The organism is Pseudomonas sp. LF-5, assembly GCF_037626295.1.
Lineage (GTDB): Bacteria > Pseudomonadota > Gammaproteobacteria > Pseudomonadales > Pseudomonadaceae > Aquipseudomonas > Aquipseudomonas monsensis.
Genome location: NZ_JARKMT010000003.1, coordinates 254,942 through 274,321, shown reverse-complemented (window position 1 = coordinate 274,321; position 19,380 = coordinate 254,942). Strand labels below are relative to the sequence as shown.

Sequence of the window (19,380 nt, the reverse complement as noted above, 5' to 3'; positions counted from 1 at the left end):
CTCAGGCGAACTCGCAGGTCACGCTGGCTTCGCCGTCGAGCGTGGCATGCACACGCTTGAGGCTTTCGCCGGTGGCCATCGCGTCGAGCAAGCGGTCAGCCACCAGCGGCAGCACATGCTGATCGAGCAGATGGTCGATCAGGCGCGCACCGCTTTCGCTTTGCGTGCAACGCTCGGACAGGTGATCGACGAGGTTCTGGCACCAGCTGAAATCCAGCTGACGACGGTTGAGGCGCTCGCCGAGTCGGCCCAGTTTGATCTCGATCAGCTCGCGCAGCACCGGACCGCCGACCGGGTAGTACGGCACCACTTTCATCCGCGCCAGCAGCGCCGGTTTGAAGTGTTTGCTCAGCACCGGGCGAATGGTTTCTTCGAGCAGTTCGGCGCTCGGACGTGCGCCGTCTTCGCAGAGGTCGCTGATCTTGTCGCTACCGAGGTTCGAGGTCATCAGGATCAACGTGTTGCGGAAGTCGATTTCGCGCCCTTCGCCGTCGTTGGCCACGCCCTTGTCGAAGATTTGGTAGAACAGGTTGAGCACGTCGGGGTCGGCCTTCTCGACTTCATCGAGCAGCACTACCGAGTACGGCTTCTGCCGCACGGCTTCGGTGAGCATGCCGCCCTCGCCGTAACCGACGTAGCCCGGTGGCGCACCGATCAGGCGAGAAACGGTGTGCTTCTCCTGGAACTCGGACATGTTGATGGTGGTGATGAAACGGTCGCCGCCGTACAGCAGATCAGCGAGGGCCAGCGCGGTTTCGGTCTTGCCGACGCCACTCGGGCCGACCAGCAGGAACACACCGACCGGTGCGTCAGGTTTGTTCAGGCCCGCAGCGGTGGCGCGCATCGAGCGATCCAGTGCGTGCACGGCTTGTTCCTGACCACGGATGCGCGTGCGCAGGTCGGTGGCGAAACTAGCGACCTTGGCGTTGTGTTCGCGGGCCAGTTGCGCCAATGGCACACCGGTCCAGGCGCTGATCACTTCGGCGACCAGACGCGGGCAGACTTCGAAGCTGACCAGACGCTCTTTGACTTGTGCGGCGGTCAGGGCACTGTGGGTTTTATTCAGTTCGGCTTCCAGCGCTTCGACACTCTGGCCTTCCTCGACTTCAGCGGCGAGGGTTTCGATCACGGTACCTTCGGCGTCTTCTTCAACGCTGACGATCGGTTCAACGGCAGCGGCTTCGCGGGCCTTGGCCAGTTGCTGGCGCAGTTCCAGCAGGCGCTCGGCCAGTTGTTTCTGTTCGGTCCACAGGCTTTCCAGCGCGACCATTTCGGTTTCGGCTTCGTCGAGTCGCGCTTCCAGCGCATCCAGCGCTTCGTGGTCGATCAGCAGACCGGCCTCGGCATCGCGACGCAGGGCCTGACGCTGACGACCACCTTCGGCCAGTTCGCCACGCAGGCGCTCAAGGCTTTCCGGGGCAGCGGCAAGGCTGATACGCACGCGAGCACAGGCGGTGTCGAGGACGTCGACAGCTTTGTCCGGCAGCTGGCGACCGGCCAGATAACGTGCGGACAATTCGGCCGCCGAGACCACCGCGTCATCACGCAGGTAGATGCCGTGGCTCTTCTCGTAAACCTGGGCCAGACCACGAAGGATGGTCACCGCTTCGTTGACGGTCGGTTCGTGCAGTTGCACCGGCTGGAAACGACGGGCCAGTGCCGGGTCTTTCTCGAAGTATTTCTTGTACTCGGCCCAAGTGGTGGCGGCGATGGTACGCAGCTCGCCCCGCGCCAGCGCCGGTTTCAGCAGGTTGGCTGCGTCGGAACCGCCGGCATTGCCGCCAGCACCGATCAGGGTGTGGGCTTCGTCGATGAACAGAATGATCGGTTTTGGCGAGGCTTTGACCTCGTCGATCACGCCTTTGAGACGACGTTCGAACTCACCTTTTACGCTGGCACCCGCCTGCAGCAAACCCATGTCCAGCGACAGCAGCTCGACGCCCTTGAGCACCTGCGGCACTTCACCGGCAGCAATGCGCGAGGCCAGGCCTTCGACGATGGCGGTTTTACCGACACCGGCCTCACCGACCACGATCGGGTTGTTCTTGCGGCGGCGGGCGAGGATGTCGACCATCTGGCGGATTGCGCCATCGCGGCACAGCACCGGGTCGAGTTTGCCGTCGCGGGCCTGCTGAGTCAGGTTGTGGGTGAAGCGCTGCAACAGCGACTCGCCCTGCGCCGCCGGTTTACCGTTGGCCGCCGGTTGTTCCTGTTGCGACAGGGCAAATTCCTTCAGGCGATCAATGTTCAATTTGGCGAGCAGCGGCTGATAGCGACTGCCGGCGTAGCGCATCGGGTTGCGCAGCAGGGCGAGGATCAGCGCGGCGTCTTCGACCTGGGTCTGGCCCAGTTCAAGGTTGGCCACCAGCAGCGCATCTTGCAGCCACTGCACCAGTTCCGGGGCGAACACCGGGTTGCGCGAAGCGCTGTGCTCAACGCGCGACTGCAGCGCGGCGCTCAGTTCGCCGGCGTCGACGTCGGCATCCTGCAGCGCACGCGACAGCAAGCCGTTAGGACGCTCCAGCAGCCCCAGCAGCAGGTCTTCGACGAGGATCTTGCTGCCGCCACGGGCCACGCAACGCTCGGCTGAACGCTCCAGATCACGGCGGGTTTCGGCGTCCAGCGCCTGAATGAGTTGTTGCAGGTCTACGTTGATCATGGCTCACGTCCTTAATGAATTTTGCTGCCCAGGGTCACTACGCCGTCTGCTTTTTCGCAGCCCAGCCAACTGGTCCACCCCAGGCGACAGTCGTTCTTCTCACCAATGCGCAGTTCGCGGATTTCTTCCGGGCGCAGCACCAGGCGAATGTCGTAATCGAGCGGGTCACGCAAGGTGAACCGCACCAGCGCGCACAGCGGCTGGTAGCCGAACCCGATCGGCAGGAATTCGTGGAATCGCTCCCAGTCGAGTTCGGTGATGTGAATGCGGAATTTGCCGCTGCGGTCGCGCACCCGCTCACCCAGCACCAGGTCTTCACCCAGCAGGCTGTTGGCGCGCCCGAGGCGGTTGCGCTGCTCGTCGAGGATTTCCACGCGGCGCTCGATGCACTGTTCGATGACCAGGTCTTCGTGTTTGAAGTAATAACGCAGCACCGCTTCGATCAATGCCGCCGAGTGCGCCCGCAAGCTGAGCAGGCCGAGGTACGGCAGCAGGCGTTTCCAGTTGAGTTCCTTGGCCTTGCGGATCTCGTCGCCGCCCAGACCTATCAGCGCGAACAGCTGCGACGAGAACGGGTCGATCGCGCCGCTCTGGAAGCTGGCGCGATAGCGGTACTTGCGCCAGATCGGCAGCATCAGCCGTTGCAGGCGATGGTGGAACAGGTCGAGAAAGTTGCGCGTCGGGTTGCCGTCCTCGCTGTCGCCCAAGGCTTGTTCGCCATAGAACGCCGGCAGCGGCGAGCCCGAACCGACCAGGCCGATCAGGTTGAAACGCATGCGCGCGCGCATCTGCCCGTGCTCTTCGAAGAACTCCACACGATCAACATCGCTGCGCGGAAAACCGAGGCTCGGGTTGGCCTGGAATTCCACGTGATCGTACAAGTCGTCTTCGCTCAGGTACGGGTGAGCTTCGCGCAGCCGGTCGATCACCAGCAGCACGGCCTGAAACAGCGAGTACTCGCGTATTACCTTGGTCAGCCCGCTTAAAGCAGGGGCTGCAGGCCCATACGTGGTGTCCATTGGTACACCTCTCCCTGTGTGCTTTTTACCCGCAGCTCATGGAATGAATTGAGACTGGCGTAAAGCGCGAAAAACTCGTTAAGAACCGAAGCGAACACGAACAGGTCGCCTTCGCCGATATACCCTTCCGGGTCGATGGTCAGTTCGGTGCGCAGACCGCGCACCGGCAGCCCACGGTGCAGCCGGTCGACGTGGTGATGTTTGATGTGCTTGAGGCCGCCGAGCAGGCGCTTGCTGACCTTCTCCGCGTGCTGGTCGTAGTAGCGCGGCAAGTCGTAGGTTTCCAGAATCACCTTCAACGCATTGACGTCGGCCAGCGACAGATAGTTAAGCGACATGTTGCTGATCAGCTTCCACAGGAAGTCACGGTTCAGCGGTGGTGCGAAGCTCGACGTCGCCGGGGTGATGTTGCGGAAACTGAGGAACTCCGGGGTCTCTTCGCAGGCCAGGCAGATGTCGCCGAGCTTGAGCTTGCGCGGCAGGTTCTGGTTGGTGCACATCAGCTCGATCGACAGGGTTTCGTGGGCTTCGGTGTGACGGATGCCGAAGCTCAGGTAGGTGTCGAGGCCGTCGTGCAGCAGGGACGAACGCTGGCGAATGCTGTAATGCGGACGGCTGTTGGGCACGTCGAAACTCGGGTCATGCTCGAACGATTCGAACGGCACGTATTCCTGATAACCAAGGCCACCGGGCTTCCAGCCAGTCACGGTTTCCACCGAGAACACACCGCAGTTTTCCAGATCGTATTCCGCCGGCAGCAGCAGGTATTCGTCCTGCTTGCCGTCGAGACGGATCGGCAGGGCGTCGTGGGCGAACAGGTTGGCAATCGGGGTGCAGAACAGCTTCACGTTATCCAGGGTCGGACGCATACGCATGATGCCGCTCTTGCGAATGTCGAAGCGCAGTTCCAGGCCACGCATCTGCTTGAGCGTGTCTTCCGGCAGCGCCTTGAGAATGTCCAGACCGTTGACGTCGACGAACAGGAACTTGTCCTGGAAAGCGAAGTATTCCTGCAGGTAGCGATAGCCACGGAAAGTGTTCAGCGGATACGGAATCAACGCCTCTTCTTCGGCAAAACCCACCGGCTTGACCCGGTCACCGGGAATCTTGAACGCCATCGGCTTGCCAGCGACACCATCTATCGGCTTGCCGGCGCCGTCGAGCGGGATCAGCTCGATGCCTTCGAGATTGCGCAGCAGGCTCAGGTAGAGCATCTGGCTGATGTAGCGCTCGCCGGCAAAGTGCAGACGCAGTTTGCTCAGTTCCAGCTCACCGAGGTGGCCGTCGGCGCTCATTTCCAGACGCAGGCTGAGCAGCGAGCCGTCGCCTTTCACCGAGTAGTTCAGCGCAGCCAGATCCAGCGGCAACACTTCAGTCGGGTAGCAGGTGCGGAAGCGGCAACGCACGTCTTCGATCGGTTTGCTCTCGATCGGTGTATCGCGCTCGACCAGCAGCGCCGGGCCGGAACGCTTGAGCGGATCGAACTGCAAAATGCTGAACGCCGGCAGCGGGCGCATGTAGTTCGGCCACAGCAGTTGCATCAGCGAATGGCTGAGTTCCGGCAATTCGTCATCGAGCTTCTGCCGCAGCCGCCCGGTGAGAAACGCAAAGCCTTCCAGCAACCGCTCCACATCCGGATCCCGCCCGGCCTGGCCCAGAAACGGCGCCAACGCCGGACTACGCTCGGCGAAACGGCGACCGAGTTGGCGCAGTGCGGTGAGTTCGCTTTGGTAGTAGTGGTTAAAGGACACGGGTTACCTGCCTGGTAGTGGATCGCATGAAAAACATCCTTTGGAGCACGATTGTCGTTGCGGACATACAGCGTCTCCTGGCGATGCGCTTCCGGGTGTTGATGGCCGAATGAAGGATCGTTTGCGCGACGCGCACGTAGATATTCATCGCTGTGCGGCTCCTTGTTTTTGCGGAGTGATCTCGACGCCCGTATACACATAGAGCTCTTCGCCGCCGTAGCCACCAATTGCTGCAGCGCTGAGTGGATGGCTATCCCGGGTGCCATATCGAACCCAGCCTTCTGTCCACATCTGACCATTTTCGTGACGAATCTCCACGTAATAGTCGGGCGCTTCGTGCTTGGTGACCTCGACAAAAACCCCGCCATCCTCGGCGCCAATCCACAACGCATGGGGATGAGCGAAGAGCTTTGGTTCGGTCGAGCTTTCCATTCGCAACAGCAACGCGAAGCCGACCAGAATCGTCAGCAAACCGACCGAGCAGAGGAAAGCGGCAAGGCATTGCCACGCTCTTGATTTCATTGAGCCGTTCCCGCACAAAAACTTCATGGGCAGAAAGAACCATCAGTAATGACCCAAGCAATATTAGGGACCGCCCCCTTTTTCCAGAAAGCAAAAAACTTCATGTCATGACCCGAGCCAACAAAAACTTTTCAAACTTGCCAGCCAGCCATATCGCCAAAATAGTTAGCCCACCCGTTAAAACGCTGTAAGCGGCCGCGCGAACAGGATAAAGCGGCAACAGATAAACCAATATCAATGCAACCATTAGAAAAACAATGCTAACTTTCACCATTCGCTTTGGAATTACAGCAACAACTAAATTTACAAAAATAAACAGATAAAACACCATATACATGGCAATCCCGATGGAAGCACCACGCGAGGTAAGCCCACCAAATAAAACCTTGTACAGCGAAACACCATAGTAATTAACCACGACATAAATGACGCAGGCAAAAAAATGTACCAATAAACCCGCCGCTAGCCTCACCATCATCTTTTCCACTCTCCATACTTATCTACAGAGCCTTGCGTGATGGAGCTTCTTAACTTCTGATCGGATGTGCCAAGATAAACAGTACTGGTCACCACTTTCTCGCGATAACCCATTCGCCCAGCAAATACTCTTATAGTTTCAGTGCGTAGCTCAAAATTTTCAGAGGCCCACAAAGCACCGCGCAGCACCATGTAGTTATCGTATTCGTTGGTTCTGTCCTCCTTCGGAAATATAGGAATACCATCACCATACGTCATACCGGTTTCAACGGTTTTCTTGATAGCCGTTTCCGAAGACTTGGTTTCTTCCAAATATAAACGGTAGGTATCGGTCGAGAACGGTATTTGTCCAACACCGTCAGTCCAATAGGGCTCGCCCTCGATCATCACCATTATAAATCCGGCGCCGCCCTCTGAACTATTTTTCCAATCACCGGGCATTCTAGGAGCGAAGCTAATTGACATTCTGTCAACAATTGCAAACTTTATAATTTCTGCCCAGGTAAATTGTTTATAAGCATTGTATGCGTCCGTGCCGGCAGTTTTAGACTCGGGATTCACCCATAACTTTTCCCGGTAGTTATCAGCTAGAGGCTCAAACCATTGGATGGCTTCCGCATAGAGCTTTTCAGCCGTCATGATTCTGAACTGAACATCTGATGCATTCGGTTTTACAGCAAAAAGAGGCACGCCATTGCCTCTGGTTATCAGCCAAACATTTGGCAAAGGAAGCTTTTTCGGTTCTTTATCTTCACTCGGCGTAGTTTCGGCTTTAATTTTCAGCTCCGTTTTTCCATCGGAGGTCTCGAAAACATGTGCGATGCCGTCGATAACAATAGAGGTTTCCACGCGATTACTCCGCCGACACGTAGATGGTAACCATCTCGCCTTGTTTACCAGTGGAGAAACACCCCGTGCCCCCAGCTGCCGACGAACATCCTGCTTTTTCTAATCCACTCTCAGAAACCATTCTGTAATTCAAGTTCGCGATTGGTTGTCCGTCCGCTGCATGAAAGGAAAAAACTCGGTTGAAGATCCCAGGAATAACAACGGGCTCCGGCGGCACAAACGGCGCCGGCGAATGCGAATTCCCGATAATCACCGTCCCGGATCCAGCCGTAACCTTGTTGCCATGCGTACCCACCGAATCAACCGTCGCGGCAGGTTTGCCATTGATCAACACAGTGGTCGCCAAACCTCCCGACATCGCACCACCACACGCCGAGGCATCGCCTTGGCGGGCGGCCGCGAGGCCGTCGAAGAACACGTCGCCGGAACCGGCGGCGATCGGGTTGGTACCGTGGCCTGGAAGTGGGCAAGCGGTGGGGTCGGATACGCGTGCTGCGGGTTTGCCAGACATCGGGGATCTCCTTAGGTGACCTTCACTTGTCCGCTGCCATCCAGGCGCGCGGAAAAACTGACCTGACGCTTGAACCCTTCAACTTCCAGCAGGCCTTCGATACTGAAGGCCAGGCGCAGTTGATCGTGGTCACGCGGCAGGGAAATAACACGCACGTTGCTCAGGCGCGGCTCGTAGGCTTCGATGAAGCTTTCGATGGCCAGGCGGGCCTGACTCAGGGAGTCGTGCAGGCTCAGGCGCATGTCATTGAGATCGGGCAACCCGTAGTCGGACAGCGTTTGCACGCTGCCGGCCCGGGTGCTGAGCATTTTGGCCAGATGGGCAGCCACCGACGCCATGGCCGAAGCCTCGAGGCTCCTGCCCTTGCGCTGTTCCGCATCGCCATTGAGGCGTTCGAAAAGACTGCCGTATCCGTCCATGAGTCGCTCTTACTCTTTGTCCAGCTTGCCAACCAGCGACAGGGTGAAATCGGCACCCATGTACTTGAAGTGCGGACGCACGTTCAAGCTCACGCGGTACCAGCCCGGCTCGCCTTCAACGTCGCTGACGATCACTTGCGCAGCGCGCAGCGGACGACGGCCACGCACTTCGGCGCTCGGGTTTTCCTGGTCGGCGACGTACTGGCGAATCCACTTGTTCAGTTCCAGCTCGAGGTCGGTACGTTCTTTCCACGAACCGAGTTGCTCGCGCTGCAGCACTTTCAGGTAGTGAGCCAGGCGGTTGACGATCATCATGTACGGCAGTTGGGTGCCGAGCTTGTAGTTCAGCTCTGCCGCCTTGCCTTCTGCGCTGATGCCGAAGAACTTCGGCTTCTGCACCGAGCTTGCGGAGAAGAACGCCGCGTTGTCGGAGCCTTTGCGCATGGTCAGGGAGATGAAGCCTTCCTCGGCCAGTTCGTATTCACGACGGTCGGAAACCAGAACCTCGGTAGGGATCTTGGTTTCGATTTCGCCCATGCTTTCGAAATGGTGCAACGGCAGGTCTTCAACCGCGCCACCGCTCTGTGGGCCGATGATGTTCGGGCACCAGCGGAATTTGGCGAAGCTGTCGGTCAGCTTGGTGCCGAACGCGAAAGCGGTGTTGCCCCACAGGTAGTGCTCGTGGCTGTTGGCAACGGTTTCCTTGTACACGAACGATTTGACCGGGTTTTCTTCCGGATCGTACGGGTTACGCAGCAGGAAACGCGGCACGGTCAGGCCAACGTAACGGGAGTCTTCCGAAGTACGGAAGCTCTGCCATTTGGCGAATTGCGGGCCTTCGAAGTGGTCTTTCAGATCTTTCAGATCCGGCAGGCCGGTGAAGCTTTCCAGACCAAAGAATTTCGGGCCGGCCGCGGCGATGAACGGCGCGTGGGACATGCAGGATACGCTGGCCACGTATTGCATCAGTTTCACGTCCGGCGAGCTTGGGGACATGAAGTAGTTGGCGATGATCGCGCCAACCGGCTGACCACCGAACTGGCCGTATTCAGCGGTGTAGATGTGCTTGTACAGGCCCGACTGCATGACTTCCGGCGAATCTTCGAAATCGTCCAGCAGGTCTTCTTTGGAGACGTTGAGGATTTCGATCTTGATGTTTTCGCGGAAGTTGGTGCGGTCGACCAGCAACTGCAGACCACGCCACGACGATTCCAGGGCCTGGAAATCCGGGTGGTGCAGGATTTCGTCCATCTGACGGCTGAGCTTGGCGTCGATCTCGGCGATCATGCGGTCAACCATGGCTTTCTTGACCGGCTCACCGTTGTTCTGCGGCTTGAGCAGCTCTTCGATGAACGCCGACACGCCACGCTTGGCGATGTCGTAGGCTTCGTCGTCCGGGGTCAGACGGGTTTCGGCGATGATGCTGTCGAGAATGCTGTACTCGCCGTTGTCGGCGCTTTTCTCTTGTGCTGCGCTAGTGCTCATTGTGTTGGCTTCCTTGGCTGCTGGGTTCTCAGGCGTCCGGGGCTGCGGCGTTCAGGCCCAGCTCACCGAGTACGCGACCGCGGGATTCGTCGTCGGCGAGCACGCCTTCGATCGCTTTACGGAACGCAGGTGCGTTACCCAGCGGGCCTTTGAGGGCCACCAGCGCATCGCGCAGTTCCATCAGTTTTTTCAGCTCAGGCACTTGCTCGACCAGGCTGGCCGGGTTGAAGTCCTTCATCGAATTGACGCGCAGTTGCACAGCCAGCTCGTCGGCCTCGCCATCTTCCTGCAGACGGTTCGGCACGCTCAGCGTCAGACCCAGTTCTTGCTTGGCCAACACTTCGTCGAAGGTCATCTTGTCGATGCTGATCGGCTTGCGATCCTCGATTTTGCGATCGTCCTTGCGGTGGGTGTAGTCACCGATTGCCAGTAGTTTCAGCGGCAGTTCAATCTCTTCCTGAGCACCGCCGGTGGCGGGTTTGAAGGTGACGTTGATGCGTTCCTTGGGGGCTACCGAGCCTTCTTTGGCCATGGCTTTTCTCCTTGCGGTTGTGGCCCTGGGGCCTATTCGAGTACCACTTCGAGGTCGAGGTGGCACAGCCTGCGATAAATCTCTTCCTTGCGTTCACGCACTGCATGGTTCTGCGGCAACAACTCGCAGCAACTGTGCAGCAGGTGCAGCACTTCCAATGCAAGATCGGGCTCCCAGGCGTGCAGGCCTGAGTCCTGTAATGTCTGATCGAGGGTTTCGAGCTGGTTCTTGGCCAGTTCGTACTTCTTGGCCATGAAGCACAGGCGCGCGAGGGCGAACTGCCAGAAGAAGCGCTCGCGACCACCGTGGGCCGACTGCAAACCCTGCTTGAGGATCTGCACGGCCGGTTTCAGGCCTTCCTTGCGCAGCAATGGCAACACTTCCTCAAGGGCCTTTTCCCAGGCGGGCTGGGTTTCGACGTTTTCGCTTTCGACCTTGCGCGGCGCACTGGCGCTTTGCAGGTGCGGCATGACGTTGGCGGCGATCCACGCCCGGGTGGACGGATCGGCAAACGGCGCGCCGTCATGGAAGCGCAACTCGACAATGCCGGGCAGGCGCTGAATCAAAAGCGCGAAGTGGATTTCCACTTCGCGCATGGCCAACTCGGCGTTGAGGTTCTGGAGACATTCCCAGACCATCCTCTGGCCATCGAACCAGAACGGCGCCTTCGCCAGGCTCGCCTCCAGTTCCACCAGCAGGTCGGCGTATTTGCCCTGATCGAAGCGGTCCTGATAGAGCTTGAGTTTCTCCAGCGGCAGGCCGCGCAACACGGTGATCTGCTCGGCGTTGCGCTCGGGTACCGCGTCGATGGTCATCCACAGCAGTGTGCGATTCAGGCGCAGGGCGCGCAGGTCGGTGGCCTTCTGCTTGAGCCACCAGGCACACAACGGGCGGGCACTTTCCTGCTGGGCGCGCAAGGCTTTGTGTGCCTCGCGCTCGTTGTCGATCGGCGCGCCGGGCGTCAGCAACTGGCTCGCAGCCTGCTTGACCTGCGCCACCGCCGCGCCCACCACGCCGGGGGCCGGCTGATTGTCGGCGGCGCGCTGGATCATGGTTTTCAGACGACGGGAGATCGGCAGCAGCAGCGGCGCATCATCGCCCAGATGTTCAGCGCAGGCCGCTTCGAGACCGGACAGGTGCTCGGAGAGCTGCCGGAACATCGGCAACTGCTCTTTGATCGCAATGTTTTCAGTGATGACCTGTTCGAGACGCGGCACCAGCCAGCCGATGGCGGCGGCACGGGTACGGGGTTTGAGCGGGTGAACGTCGGCCCAGTTGTTTTCCGACAGGTGGTGCAGCAAACCGAGGCCCGCCAGCAGCCCGGGGAAGGACTCGCGCTGGTACAGCGACCAGGTCAGCCAGGCGCCAACCCGCAAGTCCTTGGACTGGGTGCGCAGGAGATTTTCGCTGTTTTCACGGATTTTCAGCCAGTCGATCTGCCCGCTCTCGTGCATCGACGAAGCTTTGGCCAGCTCGCTTTCCAGGGCCTCGAATTCGCTCGAAAAACGAACGTCTTCGCCCGCGAAATTCTCTTTGGAAACAGAGACTTTTGCGAGTTCGAGGTAATGGGCGGAAAGTTTGCTTGAGTAGGACATCCATGGCCTTTAATTAGGATTACAGTCATGCGCCTATTGGAGTTGCCACGGCGCTGGACAGTATCGAAGAGCGGTGAAGCGACTCATCCAATTGAGATGTGCTCTTTCAAGTGGGCGCATCGTAATCACTATGATGGCCACTAGCAAGCATCCGATTAAACAACAAGACGAAGTGTTCATTGGGGCGTGTAAGAGATTGCCCTATATCCGACAGGGGAATCCCTGATAGCGATTTATATGGCCTGCATTCGCCACGCCCCTTCAGAACCCTTGATCCAGAGCGGCCCGCTCGAACTTGACCGTATCGGCCCGAACGCCCGTTCCATTACAGGGCGGCAAGCATGACAACTCTCGAAAAAAATAGAAGTAGGACTCTTCCGAAAAACGCAGATTTTTCTAAATATTTTTTTCGCGGACAACGCTAAACAAAAAAAGTGCCATCAAATTGATGGCAATTCATATTCCTGAAACTTATACGGAACTGCTGAACACTGTACATCCGTACCAACTCAATAATTATTGAAGTGTTCCCCTACAGTCTTTTCCTTCAATTCTGCCCGCACTTTCACACCCGGAATACTCTGACAAACCTCAGGGATACTTCTTACATCAATTTATTTCCTGCATTGCTAGCTTGCCTTGGCAAATTCTTTCGCGTGGCGATCAGGGACGATCGAACACCGCGCATCGACTCACCTTGCTTAAGGACAAGCGTATGTTCAGCACGGGCAGTTGCGCGCCTTTTACCCTGCAAATTCCCGGAATTCGCCATGATTTTCAGGTACTGGCATTCGATGGCACTGAAGCTATCAGTCAGCTTTATTCCATCCGCATAGAACTGGTCAGCGAGTATCCGCACCTCGATCTGGAGCGACTGCTCAGTCAACCGGCATTCCTGCAGTTCGGCCACAACGGCGAAGGCATTCACGGGCGTATCGAAGAGGTGATGCTCGGGGAATCCGGAAAACGCCTGACCCGCTATGCACTCACGCTGGTGCCAGCGTTGCACTATTTGCAGTTCAGCTACGACCAGCGGATTTTCCAGAAGCTGACGGTGCCGCAAATCATTGCGCAAGTGCTCCAGCGTCATGGCATCCAGTCCGACGTCTTCACCTTCAACGTCGCGCTCAATCCGGAGCGTGAGTACTGCACGCAGTATGACGAAAGCGATTTCGCGTTCATTCAGCGTCTGTGCGCCGAAGACGGAATTGCGTGGCATCACCAGCATTCGCCAGACCGGCATTTGCTGGTGTTCACCGACAGTCAGGTGTTCTTCCCGACACTGGGTCCGACGCCTTTTCAGGCCGACAGCGGCATGGTCGCGGAACACCCGGTGGTCAATGAACTGACCCTGCGCTTCAACACTCGCACCACCACCGTCACCCGCCGCGACTATGACTTGAGGCGACCCAGCCTGTTGCTTGAAAGTCGTTTCACTGCCGAATTCACACCCGAGCTTGAGGACTATCGCTACCCGCTGCTGATGACGTCGGAAAAACACGGCAGACAACTGGCACGTCAGGCACTGGAGCGGCATCGCCGCGACTATTTATTGATCGAAGGCAAAAGCAATCAAAGCACCTTGCGCAGCGGCTACCTGTTCGACCTGACCGAACATCCGCGCCAGGACTGCAACGAGCTGTGGCTACTGGCAAGTCTTCATCATGAAGGAAGGCAGCCGCAGTCACTTGAAGAAGCAGGCAGCAATGACGCCCCACCCGCCGACGGTTTCACCCAAGGTTATCGCAACACCTTCACGGCCATGCCGGCGGAGGTGTCTTACCGCCCTTCTCTGCCACCGCGCAAGCCGCTGCTGGTCTGCCAGACCGCGCGCGTCACCGGCCCTGCTGGCGAGGACATTTTTTGCGACGAGTACGGCAGAGTTCGCGTGGAATTCCCATGGGATCGCGCCGAACTCGGCAGCGAAAAAAGCAGTTGCTGGATCCGTGTTGCATCCAGTTGGGCGGGTGAAGGTTTTGGCGCGGTAACCATTCCGCGGATTGGCATGGAAGTGGTCGTGACCTTTCAGGACGGCGACCCGGACAAACCGCTGATCACCGGTTGCGTGCCCAACAAGGTCACCTCAGTCGCCCATCAACTGCCCGAACACAAGACCCGAACGGTATTGCGCAGCCAAAGCTCGCCGCGCAATGGCGGCTACAACGAGTTGTCGATCGAAGACCGTGCCGGCAGGGAAAAAATCTACCTGCGCGCCGAGCGCGACATCGAGCAACTGATCCTCAACGACAGTCGCAGCGTGATCGGTCATGACCGCTTCGAACAGACGGGCAACGACAGCACCACCCTGATCGAGGGCAAGGCGCTGCGCACCCACCAAGGCGTGCGCAGCACGGTGATCAACGCCGATGATTTGCTCACGGTCAGTGGCACCAGCAGTCAGTCGGTCGGGGCACTGGTGATTCAGGCCGGTGAACAGGCACATGTGAGCGCCAGCAACGTGGTGATTGATGCCGGGATGAGCCTGACGTTGACGGCCGGCGGGCATCACCTCGTGATCAACGCTGCGGGGATTTTCAGTAGCGTGCCCATCGTCGAGGGCGGTGCGCCCATGCCGGGGATCACGCCGTTGCAGCCATTGCAGCCATTGCAGGCTGAAGCCCGCCAAGCCATCCCCGCCATCGCCACCCCGCCGTCCATCCTCAGCGACGCCCGTCAGCAGGCGGCCGACTATTGCCCGCTCTGCGAGGCCTGTCTGGCTGGCCAGTGCAGCCTTGGAGAAGTCGCATGACTGCGCTCGAATCATGGCTGCACGAACAAAACCGGGCCGGGCGCGATCTTTATCTGATGCTCGATATCGACGGGCAGATGGATACAAGAGCTGCGCTGCTGGACGAACAGGGCGTTGCGCGGTATCGCAATCTGTATGCAGGAACAGCTGCAAACGCACTGGCGCAGGCAGGGCCACTGCTGTTTCACATCGACTCCATTCATGACCCGGCGATCCAGAGTTTGCTGCGCGCCCCCGAACGCAACTGGGGCTGGCTGGCAAGCGCCAGTCACGTTGAGCTGGATGCCCTGGCTGCGCATTGGCGCGAACGCGTGCTGACCGGTGAACGACCAACTCTGGCGGTCTATCGCGCGCATGACAATCGGGTACTCGGCCGCGCACTGGTTCATCTGCAACCGCAGCAGTACGCCGAACTTCTGGGGCCGATGGTCAGCGTCTGTTACTGGCACGACGGGCAATGGAGGGTCGCCGACAATCCCGATCCTGGCACACACCCGGTGCCAGCCGACCCGCCATGGCTACAGACCCCGACACCGGAGCTGATTTACGCCAACGTCCTGTTCGATAACGCCCGGCGCTATCTGGTGGGCCAACACACCGAAGCGCTGATCAGGCTCGCGGAACAACTGGATGTGGATGACTGGTTGTGGGAGCAGATTCAGCGAACTCACCTGTGGGGCTGGCAAGCACCGGAGCAAGTGCATTTCTTGCTGATGCAGAGTTTGCAGATGCCGGGGTATCTGCCGCCCAAATCGTGGCTGCCAAAACCTGAAGAAGAACCGGCGGCGCATTTTGAGCGGGTCTACCAGCAAGTGCTGTATTGGCAGGGAGAGGCTCGTTTATGAACGGTGCGTTTCGATTGCTGGCGCTTGGCAGTTGCCTCGCGCTGAGCGTGGGTTGTTCGGCTGTGGGGACACCAAACACATTCACCTTTGTTCCTGACCTTCCGCCCAACTTCAAGTACGAACTTAAAGCCATCTACCTGCCCATCGAAGGTGAAACGTGCAGGGTGGCGGGGAAGCCGGATTTCTGGGTCAGCTTCAATAAGCCGAATATGGAATACGTCAGCACCGCGGAAATTGATCTGTACAAAACCGCGAGCGGCTGCCCGCTGTCGTTGAATGAAGTGGAAATCAAGATCATCGGTGTTTTTGGCCCGGAACGAAGTGATAGCAGCTATGACTATGCCTCATTTGCCGTACGCCCGGAGTTGCTGGAGCGGCACATGGGGACATTCAGCGATGACGGCACAGGTGAGTTCTTCGGTGAATGCATGTGGTTTTTTCGCACGGTCAGCCCCAAGCGTTACCTCATAAAAATGTTGAGATGCAAAAAAATGGATGAGCAGGGCAATGTCGCCCGGAGTCGTCCTTCCACGGCATACACGCTGAAGCAACTGCCGGGGAAAACCGTAAAACTGAAGATCAAGTTGGCTGATGAAGAAAGGCCCGGCTGGGGTGACACTTGGGTTGAAGTTCCCGGTGGCTGGAAGCGCTGTTTGGGTGAAGGTATGGAAGATCAGCGTGGTTACTGCAATGGAAATTACAAAGACTTCAGCACCTTCAGGATGGTGGATGAACGCGTTTGCACCATTTACCCCGGCTGCACGGAAAACAAGGATGCGACACCATGAGGGATCAAAAAACACAGCAATCGCGGGTGTATTTCCTGCACTTCAAACAAGTCCTTCAATGGCTGACATTGGGCACTTGCCTTGCTTTGACAGTGGGTTGCTCGGCTGTCAGCAAACCAAACACTTTCACCTTTGTTCCCGACCTTCCGCCCAACTTCAAGTACGACCTGACGGCCACCTACGTGCCCGCCCAAGATCAGACATGCTCGGTACCGGGTGGAAAAGGTACTCAGCTTGGGTTCAATAAAACCAACATGAAATATGAAGGCACATCAGAAATCCCGCTTTACAGAACCGTGAGCAACTGCCCGCTGGCGCTGAATCATGTGGAGATCAAGGTCATTGGTGTTTTTGGCCCAGGAAGAAGTAACAGCAGCTATGACTACGCCTCATTTGCCGTGCGTCCAGAGTTGCTGGAGCGGCACATGGGGACATTCAGCGATGACGGCACAGGTGAGTTCTTCGGCGAGTGCATGTGGTCTTTTCGTACCGTCGGGCCGAAGCGTTACCTGATCAAGCTGCTTACCTGCAAAAAAATGGATGCGCAGGGCAATGTTGGCCGAAGTCGTCCGTTCACGGCTTACACGCTGACACAACTCTCGGGGAAAACCATAAAGCTGAGGATCAGGTTGTCCGAAGAAGAGGAGCCCTACATGGGGGACACCTGGGTAAAGGTGCCGAACGGCTGGAAGCGTTGCATGGGGAAAAGTTTCGAAGATCAACATGCGTTTTGCTACGGCAATCACCACGACTTCAGCACCTTCAGGATGGTGGATGAGCGGGTGTGCACCATTTATCCGGGCTGCACGGAAAACAAGGAGGAGATCCCATGAGCATTGAGTCGTTAGATCCGAGCGTTGCAGCCTTTATGCAGGGCAACATTCACGCCTGCCCTTTACGTGGTCACTCCACGACCTTTCAATTAGTGGACGAATTTGGTGACGGCAAGCCCTATGCGGGTTTGACATTCGAAATCACTGATTACGAAGACACCGTCTATTCCGGTCAGCTGGATGCGACAGGCTCTGGAAAAGTAATAAATCATTTTTGTGGGCCGGTGGTACTTAAACTCAATCATTCATATCAAGGTCGAGATGATGACTACAGTCAGTTAATTCGCCGGAAGCACTACCCCCTCCCCATCACCGAACTCCAGGTTCGCGCCGAGAAAACTGGCTTCTTCACCAAATCAGGCGTGCGTACCCAGGCCAATCCAGCAAAAGACCTTGCCGGGACCAACGCCTATTACCAGGTTGAAGTGAGCGAACTGGTCAAACATGTAGCGCACTTGCCGCCTCTGGCAGAGCGTCGTGATCCGCCGAATATGGTGGTGCACAAACTCATGCGCTCCACGCTCCAAACCCGAACGTTCGCACAGATTGATAGCAATGCGCCGGACGCAGGAATGAGCGCGATCTTCAGTCAGGCCAGCATGGCCACGGTCGAGTTGGGTTTCTCTCCGCCGCCGCCCAAACCCAAGGGCATTGCCTTGTTGCCGAACAAGCACCATGTGCTGGAAGTGCGCCCCATGCGGGCGTTACGCCCTATGCTGTCGATCGGCAACGAGTTCTGCGCACTCAACCTCTATCAACTGTCATTGATGGCGACCCTGAGTTACACCGACTTCGGCCAGGAGCCGAACACGCAACCGGTCAAGACCGACCGTGTGAGTTTCCCCGTGCAGCCCAGCAGCGGTAATTGGTTCGGCCATGCACTGCCGCAGTTTGATGAGTTGTGGAAAGTCGATGCCTCGCAAAGGAAGAAGTACTACCCGTTGTATGAAGAAGTGCCTTACTCGAAACGCCTGGAAGTGGTGCCGTTCGATCCACAGCTCTACCCCGAGGTGAATGATCCAGCACTGGGGGATCAACAGGAACATCCGGCCAAGCTGCACTTTTTCGATGATCGCAAACAAGCCGACAGTACGGACACTCAGGCGTTTATTACGCATCACGACGAGGTGATATTGATCAGTGTCCGGGGAACCAGCGAAACGTTGCCCGATGGCCTGCGTGACGGAGACGCCTATCAGGTGCCTTTTCAAGAAGGAGAAGGCAAGGTGCACCGTGGCTTCTACGGGGGCGCCCAAGCGGTTTTCCCGTTTGTCGTGAGCTATCTGGAGAGGTTCTACAGTGGGCAAAAACTGCTGATTACCGGACACAGCCTGGGCGGGGCGATAGCACTGATCTTGTCCGAGATGCTGCGCCGCGATCCTCAATACTCATCGGATATCGTGCTCTACACCTACGGTGCCCCTCGCGCCGGCGACACCACCTTCATCGCAAGCGCCCAGCCACTGACCCACCACCGCATCGTCAACCAGAACGACCCGGTACCCAGCGTACCCGCCACCTGGATGAACACCTATGCCGAACCCAAGCAAATGTACACCGCCAACGGAGTGGTGTTGGCCCTTCAACCGGTCGCCGGGTTTGCCTTGCTGGTCTGGGGCGTAACCAACTTTTTTGGTGAGGATTACGGGCATCACGGTGAACTACGCCACTTCATGCCGGTGGTGTTTGGCAAGGAACACAAGTCATCCATTCTCTGGCAGCCTGGCTGCAGCCTCATCAACGATCACGGTTGCGCACAGGCCTTGCGAAATATCAATGGCTTGCCCAAGCGCGGCTCATTTCTGGAGCAGCTCGCCGCGGCGAGCGATCACTCGATGGTCGGGAGCTACATCCCCGGCTGTTGGGCCAGTCTGCGCCGCTGGCAGGAGGCGCAGCAGCTCAAACGTTCTGTGGTGACGTACCGGGAGTTCGAATGGGTGAGTGGCGCTTTAAAGAATCTCAAAGACCAACTGAGTGCCGTGAAGCGCAATCTCCGAGACCACCCCAGCGCGTATGTCCGGCACGAGGAAAGAACCCACAAGACGACAGTTCTCGACAGAGAAATCAGCAAAATAGAAATGACCCACGCTCGACTGGTCGCCCTGCACGGCCAGCGAGTCACCGAGGCCGACGTCTACGGCAGCTACGCCGAACAGCCCGAGTGGGTGCAGGAAAACCTGCTGCGCTGGAACGCGCACCCGGAAAATCTCGTTCAGGAACAACTGGCGATGATTCCTCCCGCCGCCCAGGACCACGATGCAGCGATCGCGGCAATGACGGGGGGACACGCGGTCGGCGCGCCCTATCAGCTGGATATTGATTCAATTGTGTAATCACCACAAAAAA

At 58.0% G+C, this 19,380-nt stretch carries 16 protein-coding genes; 5 read left to right on the top strand and 11 right to left on the bottom strand.

All coding sequences use genetic code 11. From position 1 onward, the window contains the following. Position 1 precedes the first annotated feature (1 nt). The 11 genes from tssH to tssA all read right to left on the bottom strand — a co-directional run bounded on the left by tssH (position 2) and on the right by tssA (position 11,819). Positions 2 to 2,659 carry a type VI secretion system ATPase TssH gene (gene tssH, locus PseuLF5_RS13265; protein WP_322375214.1) on the bottom strand — a complete coding sequence of 886 codons (2,658 nt, stop codon included), beginning with the start codon at positions 2,657 to 2,659 and terminating at the stop codon, positions 2 to 4. Between the two features lie 11 nt (positions 2,660 to 2,670). Then, positions 2,671 to 3,678: a type VI secretion system baseplate subunit TssG gene (tssG, locus tag PseuLF5_RS13260; RefSeq protein ID WP_123469914.1), complete on the bottom strand. Its 1,008-nt coding sequence runs from the start codon at positions 3,676 to 3,678 to the stop codon at positions 2,671 to 2,673. After that, positions 3,642 to 5,429 carry a type VI secretion system baseplate subunit TssF gene (tssF, locus tag PseuLF5_RS13255; RefSeq protein ID WP_336347568.1) on the bottom strand — a complete coding sequence of 596 codons (1,788 nt, stop codon included), beginning with the start codon at positions 5,427 to 5,429 and terminating at the stop codon, positions 3,642 to 3,644. Before tssF ends, tssG begins: the two co-directional genes overlap by 37 nt. A 144-nt stretch (positions 5,430 to 5,573) precedes the next feature. Beyond that, the gene (locus PseuLF5_RS13250; protein WP_336347569.1) at positions 5,574 to 5,951 is read right to left on the bottom strand and encodes a hypothetical protein; all 378 of its coding nucleotides are present in this window, start codon (positions 5,949 to 5,951) and stop codon (positions 5,574 to 5,576) included. A 100-nt stretch (positions 5,952 to 6,051) separates the two neighbouring features. Next, entirely contained in the window at positions 6,052 to 6,429 is a 378-nt protein-coding gene (locus PseuLF5_RS13245) for a hypothetical protein (protein ID WP_336347657.1), read from the bottom strand. Continuing rightward, a complete protein-coding gene (locus PseuLF5_RS13240) occupies positions 6,426 to 7,277 on the bottom strand; it encodes a hypothetical protein (protein ID WP_340133725.1) in 852 nt (283 codons plus the stop codon). Before PseuLF5_RS13240 ends, PseuLF5_RS13245 begins: the two co-directional genes overlap by 4 nt. Positions 7,278 to 7,281: 4 nt before the next feature. Then, on the bottom strand, positions 7,282 to 7,788 hold the full coding sequence (locus PseuLF5_RS13235) for a PAAR domain-containing protein (protein WP_093429636.1): 507 nt from the start codon (positions 7,786 to 7,788) through the stop codon (positions 7,282 to 7,284). Between the two features lie 11 nt (positions 7,789 to 7,799). After that, positions 7,800 to 8,207, bottom strand: coding sequence for a type VI secretion system baseplate subunit TssE (gene tssE / locus PseuLF5_RS13230; RefSeq protein WP_122594477.1), 408 nt, complete (start codon positions 8,205 to 8,207; stop codon positions 7,800 to 7,802). Positions 8,208 to 8,216: 9 nt separating this feature from the next. Next, positions 8,217 to 9,692 (bottom strand): type VI secretion system contractile sheath large subunit, encoded by a 1,476-nt coding sequence (gene tssC, locus PseuLF5_RS13225; RefSeq protein ID WP_123469922.1) that lies wholly within the window; start codon positions 9,690 to 9,692, stop codon positions 8,217 to 8,219. A 28-nt stretch (positions 9,693 to 9,720) separates the two neighbouring features. Next, positions 9,721 to 10,224: a type VI secretion system contractile sheath small subunit gene (gene tssB / locus PseuLF5_RS13220; RefSeq protein WP_003229587.1), complete on the bottom strand. Its 504-nt coding sequence runs from the start codon at positions 10,222 to 10,224 to the stop codon at positions 9,721 to 9,723. Positions 10,225 to 10,256: 32 nt separating this feature from the next. Beyond that, positions 10,257 to 11,819 carry a type VI secretion system protein TssA gene (gene tssA / locus PseuLF5_RS13215; RefSeq protein WP_123469924.1) on the bottom strand — a complete coding sequence of 521 codons (1,563 nt, stop codon included), beginning with the start codon at positions 11,817 to 11,819 and terminating at the stop codon, positions 10,257 to 10,259. A 715-nt stretch (positions 11,820 to 12,534) separates the two neighbouring features. Here tssA and tssI point away from each other — a divergent pair. Genes tssI through PseuLF5_RS13190 form a run of 5 tightly spaced genes read left to right on the top strand, consistent with a single transcriptional unit; the run spans position 12,535 to position 19,367 of the window. After that, positions 12,535 to 14,568 carry a type VI secretion system tip protein TssI/VgrG gene (gene tssI, locus PseuLF5_RS13210; protein WP_340133724.1) on the top strand — a complete coding sequence of 678 codons (2,034 nt, stop codon included), beginning with the start codon at positions 12,535 to 12,537 and terminating at the stop codon, positions 14,566 to 14,568. Next, the gene (locus PseuLF5_RS13205) at positions 14,565 to 15,413 is read left to right on the top strand and encodes a DUF4123 domain-containing protein (RefSeq protein ID WP_340133723.1); all 849 of its coding nucleotides are present in this window, start codon (positions 14,565 to 14,567) and stop codon (positions 15,411 to 15,413) included. Before tssI ends, PseuLF5_RS13205 begins: the two co-directional genes overlap by 4 nt. Next, the gene (locus PseuLF5_RS13200) at positions 15,410 to 16,201 is read left to right on the top strand and encodes a hypothetical protein (protein WP_340133722.1); all 792 of its coding nucleotides are present in this window, start codon (positions 15,410 to 15,412) and stop codon (positions 16,199 to 16,201) included. Before PseuLF5_RS13205 ends, PseuLF5_RS13200 begins: the two co-directional genes overlap by 4 nt. After that, positions 16,198 to 17,034 carry a hypothetical protein gene (locus tag PseuLF5_RS13195; protein ID WP_340133721.1) on the top strand — a complete coding sequence of 279 codons (837 nt, stop codon included), beginning with the start codon at positions 16,198 to 16,200 and terminating at the stop codon, positions 17,032 to 17,034. Before PseuLF5_RS13200 ends, PseuLF5_RS13195 begins: the two co-directional genes overlap by 4 nt. Continuing rightward, positions 17,031 to 19,367 carry a lipase family protein gene (locus tag PseuLF5_RS13190; RefSeq protein ID WP_340133720.1) on the top strand — a complete coding sequence of 779 codons (2,337 nt, stop codon included), beginning with the start codon at positions 17,031 to 17,033 and terminating at the stop codon, positions 19,365 to 19,367. The genes PseuLF5_RS13195 and PseuLF5_RS13190 overlap by 4 nt, the downstream gene beginning before the upstream one ends. Positions 19,368 to 19,380 lie beyond the last annotated feature (13 nt).

Excerpts from the sequence above, each read along its gene's own strand:
- tssH (WP_322375214.1), bottom strand. The coding sequence starts at position 2,659 with ATGATCAACGTAGACCTGCAACAACTCATTCAGGCGCTGGACGCCGAA.
- tssG (WP_123469914.1), bottom strand. The coding sequence starts at position 3,678 with ATGGACACCACGTATGGGCCTGCAGCCCCTGCTTTAAGCGGGCTGACC.
- PseuLF5_RS13250 (WP_336347569.1), bottom strand. The coding sequence starts at position 5,951 with ATGAAATCAAGAGCGTGGCAATGCCTTGCCGCTTTCCTCTGCTCGGTC.
- PseuLF5_RS13245 (WP_336347657.1), bottom strand. The coding sequence starts at position 6,429 with ATGATGGTGAGGCTAGCGGCGGGTTTATTGGTACATTTTTTTGCCTGC.
- PseuLF5_RS13235 (WP_093429636.1), bottom strand. The coding sequence starts at position 7,788 with ATGTCTGGCAAACCCGCAGCACGCGTATCCGACCCCACCGCTTGCCCA.
- tssE (WP_122594477.1), bottom strand. The coding sequence starts at position 8,207 with ATGGACGGATACGGCAGTCTTTTCGAACGCCTCAATGGCGATGCGGAA.
- tssC (WP_123469922.1), bottom strand. The coding sequence starts at position 9,692 with ATGAGCACTAGCGCAGCACAAGAGAAAAGCGCCGACAACGGCGAGTAC.
- tssB (WP_003229587.1), bottom strand. The coding sequence starts at position 10,224 with ATGGCCAAAGAAGGCTCGGTAGCCCCCAAGGAACGCATCAACGTCACC.
- tssA (WP_123469924.1), bottom strand. The coding sequence starts at position 11,819 with ATGTCCTACTCAAGCAAACTTTCCGCCCATTACCTCGAACTCGCAAAA.
- tssI (WP_340133724.1), top strand. The coding sequence starts at position 12,535 with ATGTTCAGCACGGGCAGTTGCGCGCCTTTTACCCTGCAAATTCCCGGA.
- PseuLF5_RS13205 (WP_340133723.1), top strand. The coding sequence starts at position 14,565 with ATGACTGCGCTCGAATCATGGCTGCACGAACAAAACCGGGCCGGGCGC.
- PseuLF5_RS13200 (WP_340133722.1), top strand. The coding sequence starts at position 15,410 with ATGAACGGTGCGTTTCGATTGCTGGCGCTTGGCAGTTGCCTCGCGCTG.
- PseuLF5_RS13195 (WP_340133721.1), top strand. The coding sequence starts at position 16,198 with ATGAGGGATCAAAAAACACAGCAATCGCGGGTGTATTTCCTGCACTTC.
- PseuLF5_RS13190 (WP_340133720.1), top strand. The coding sequence starts at position 17,031 with ATGAGCATTGAGTCGTTAGATCCGAGCGTTGCAGCCTTTATGCAGGGC.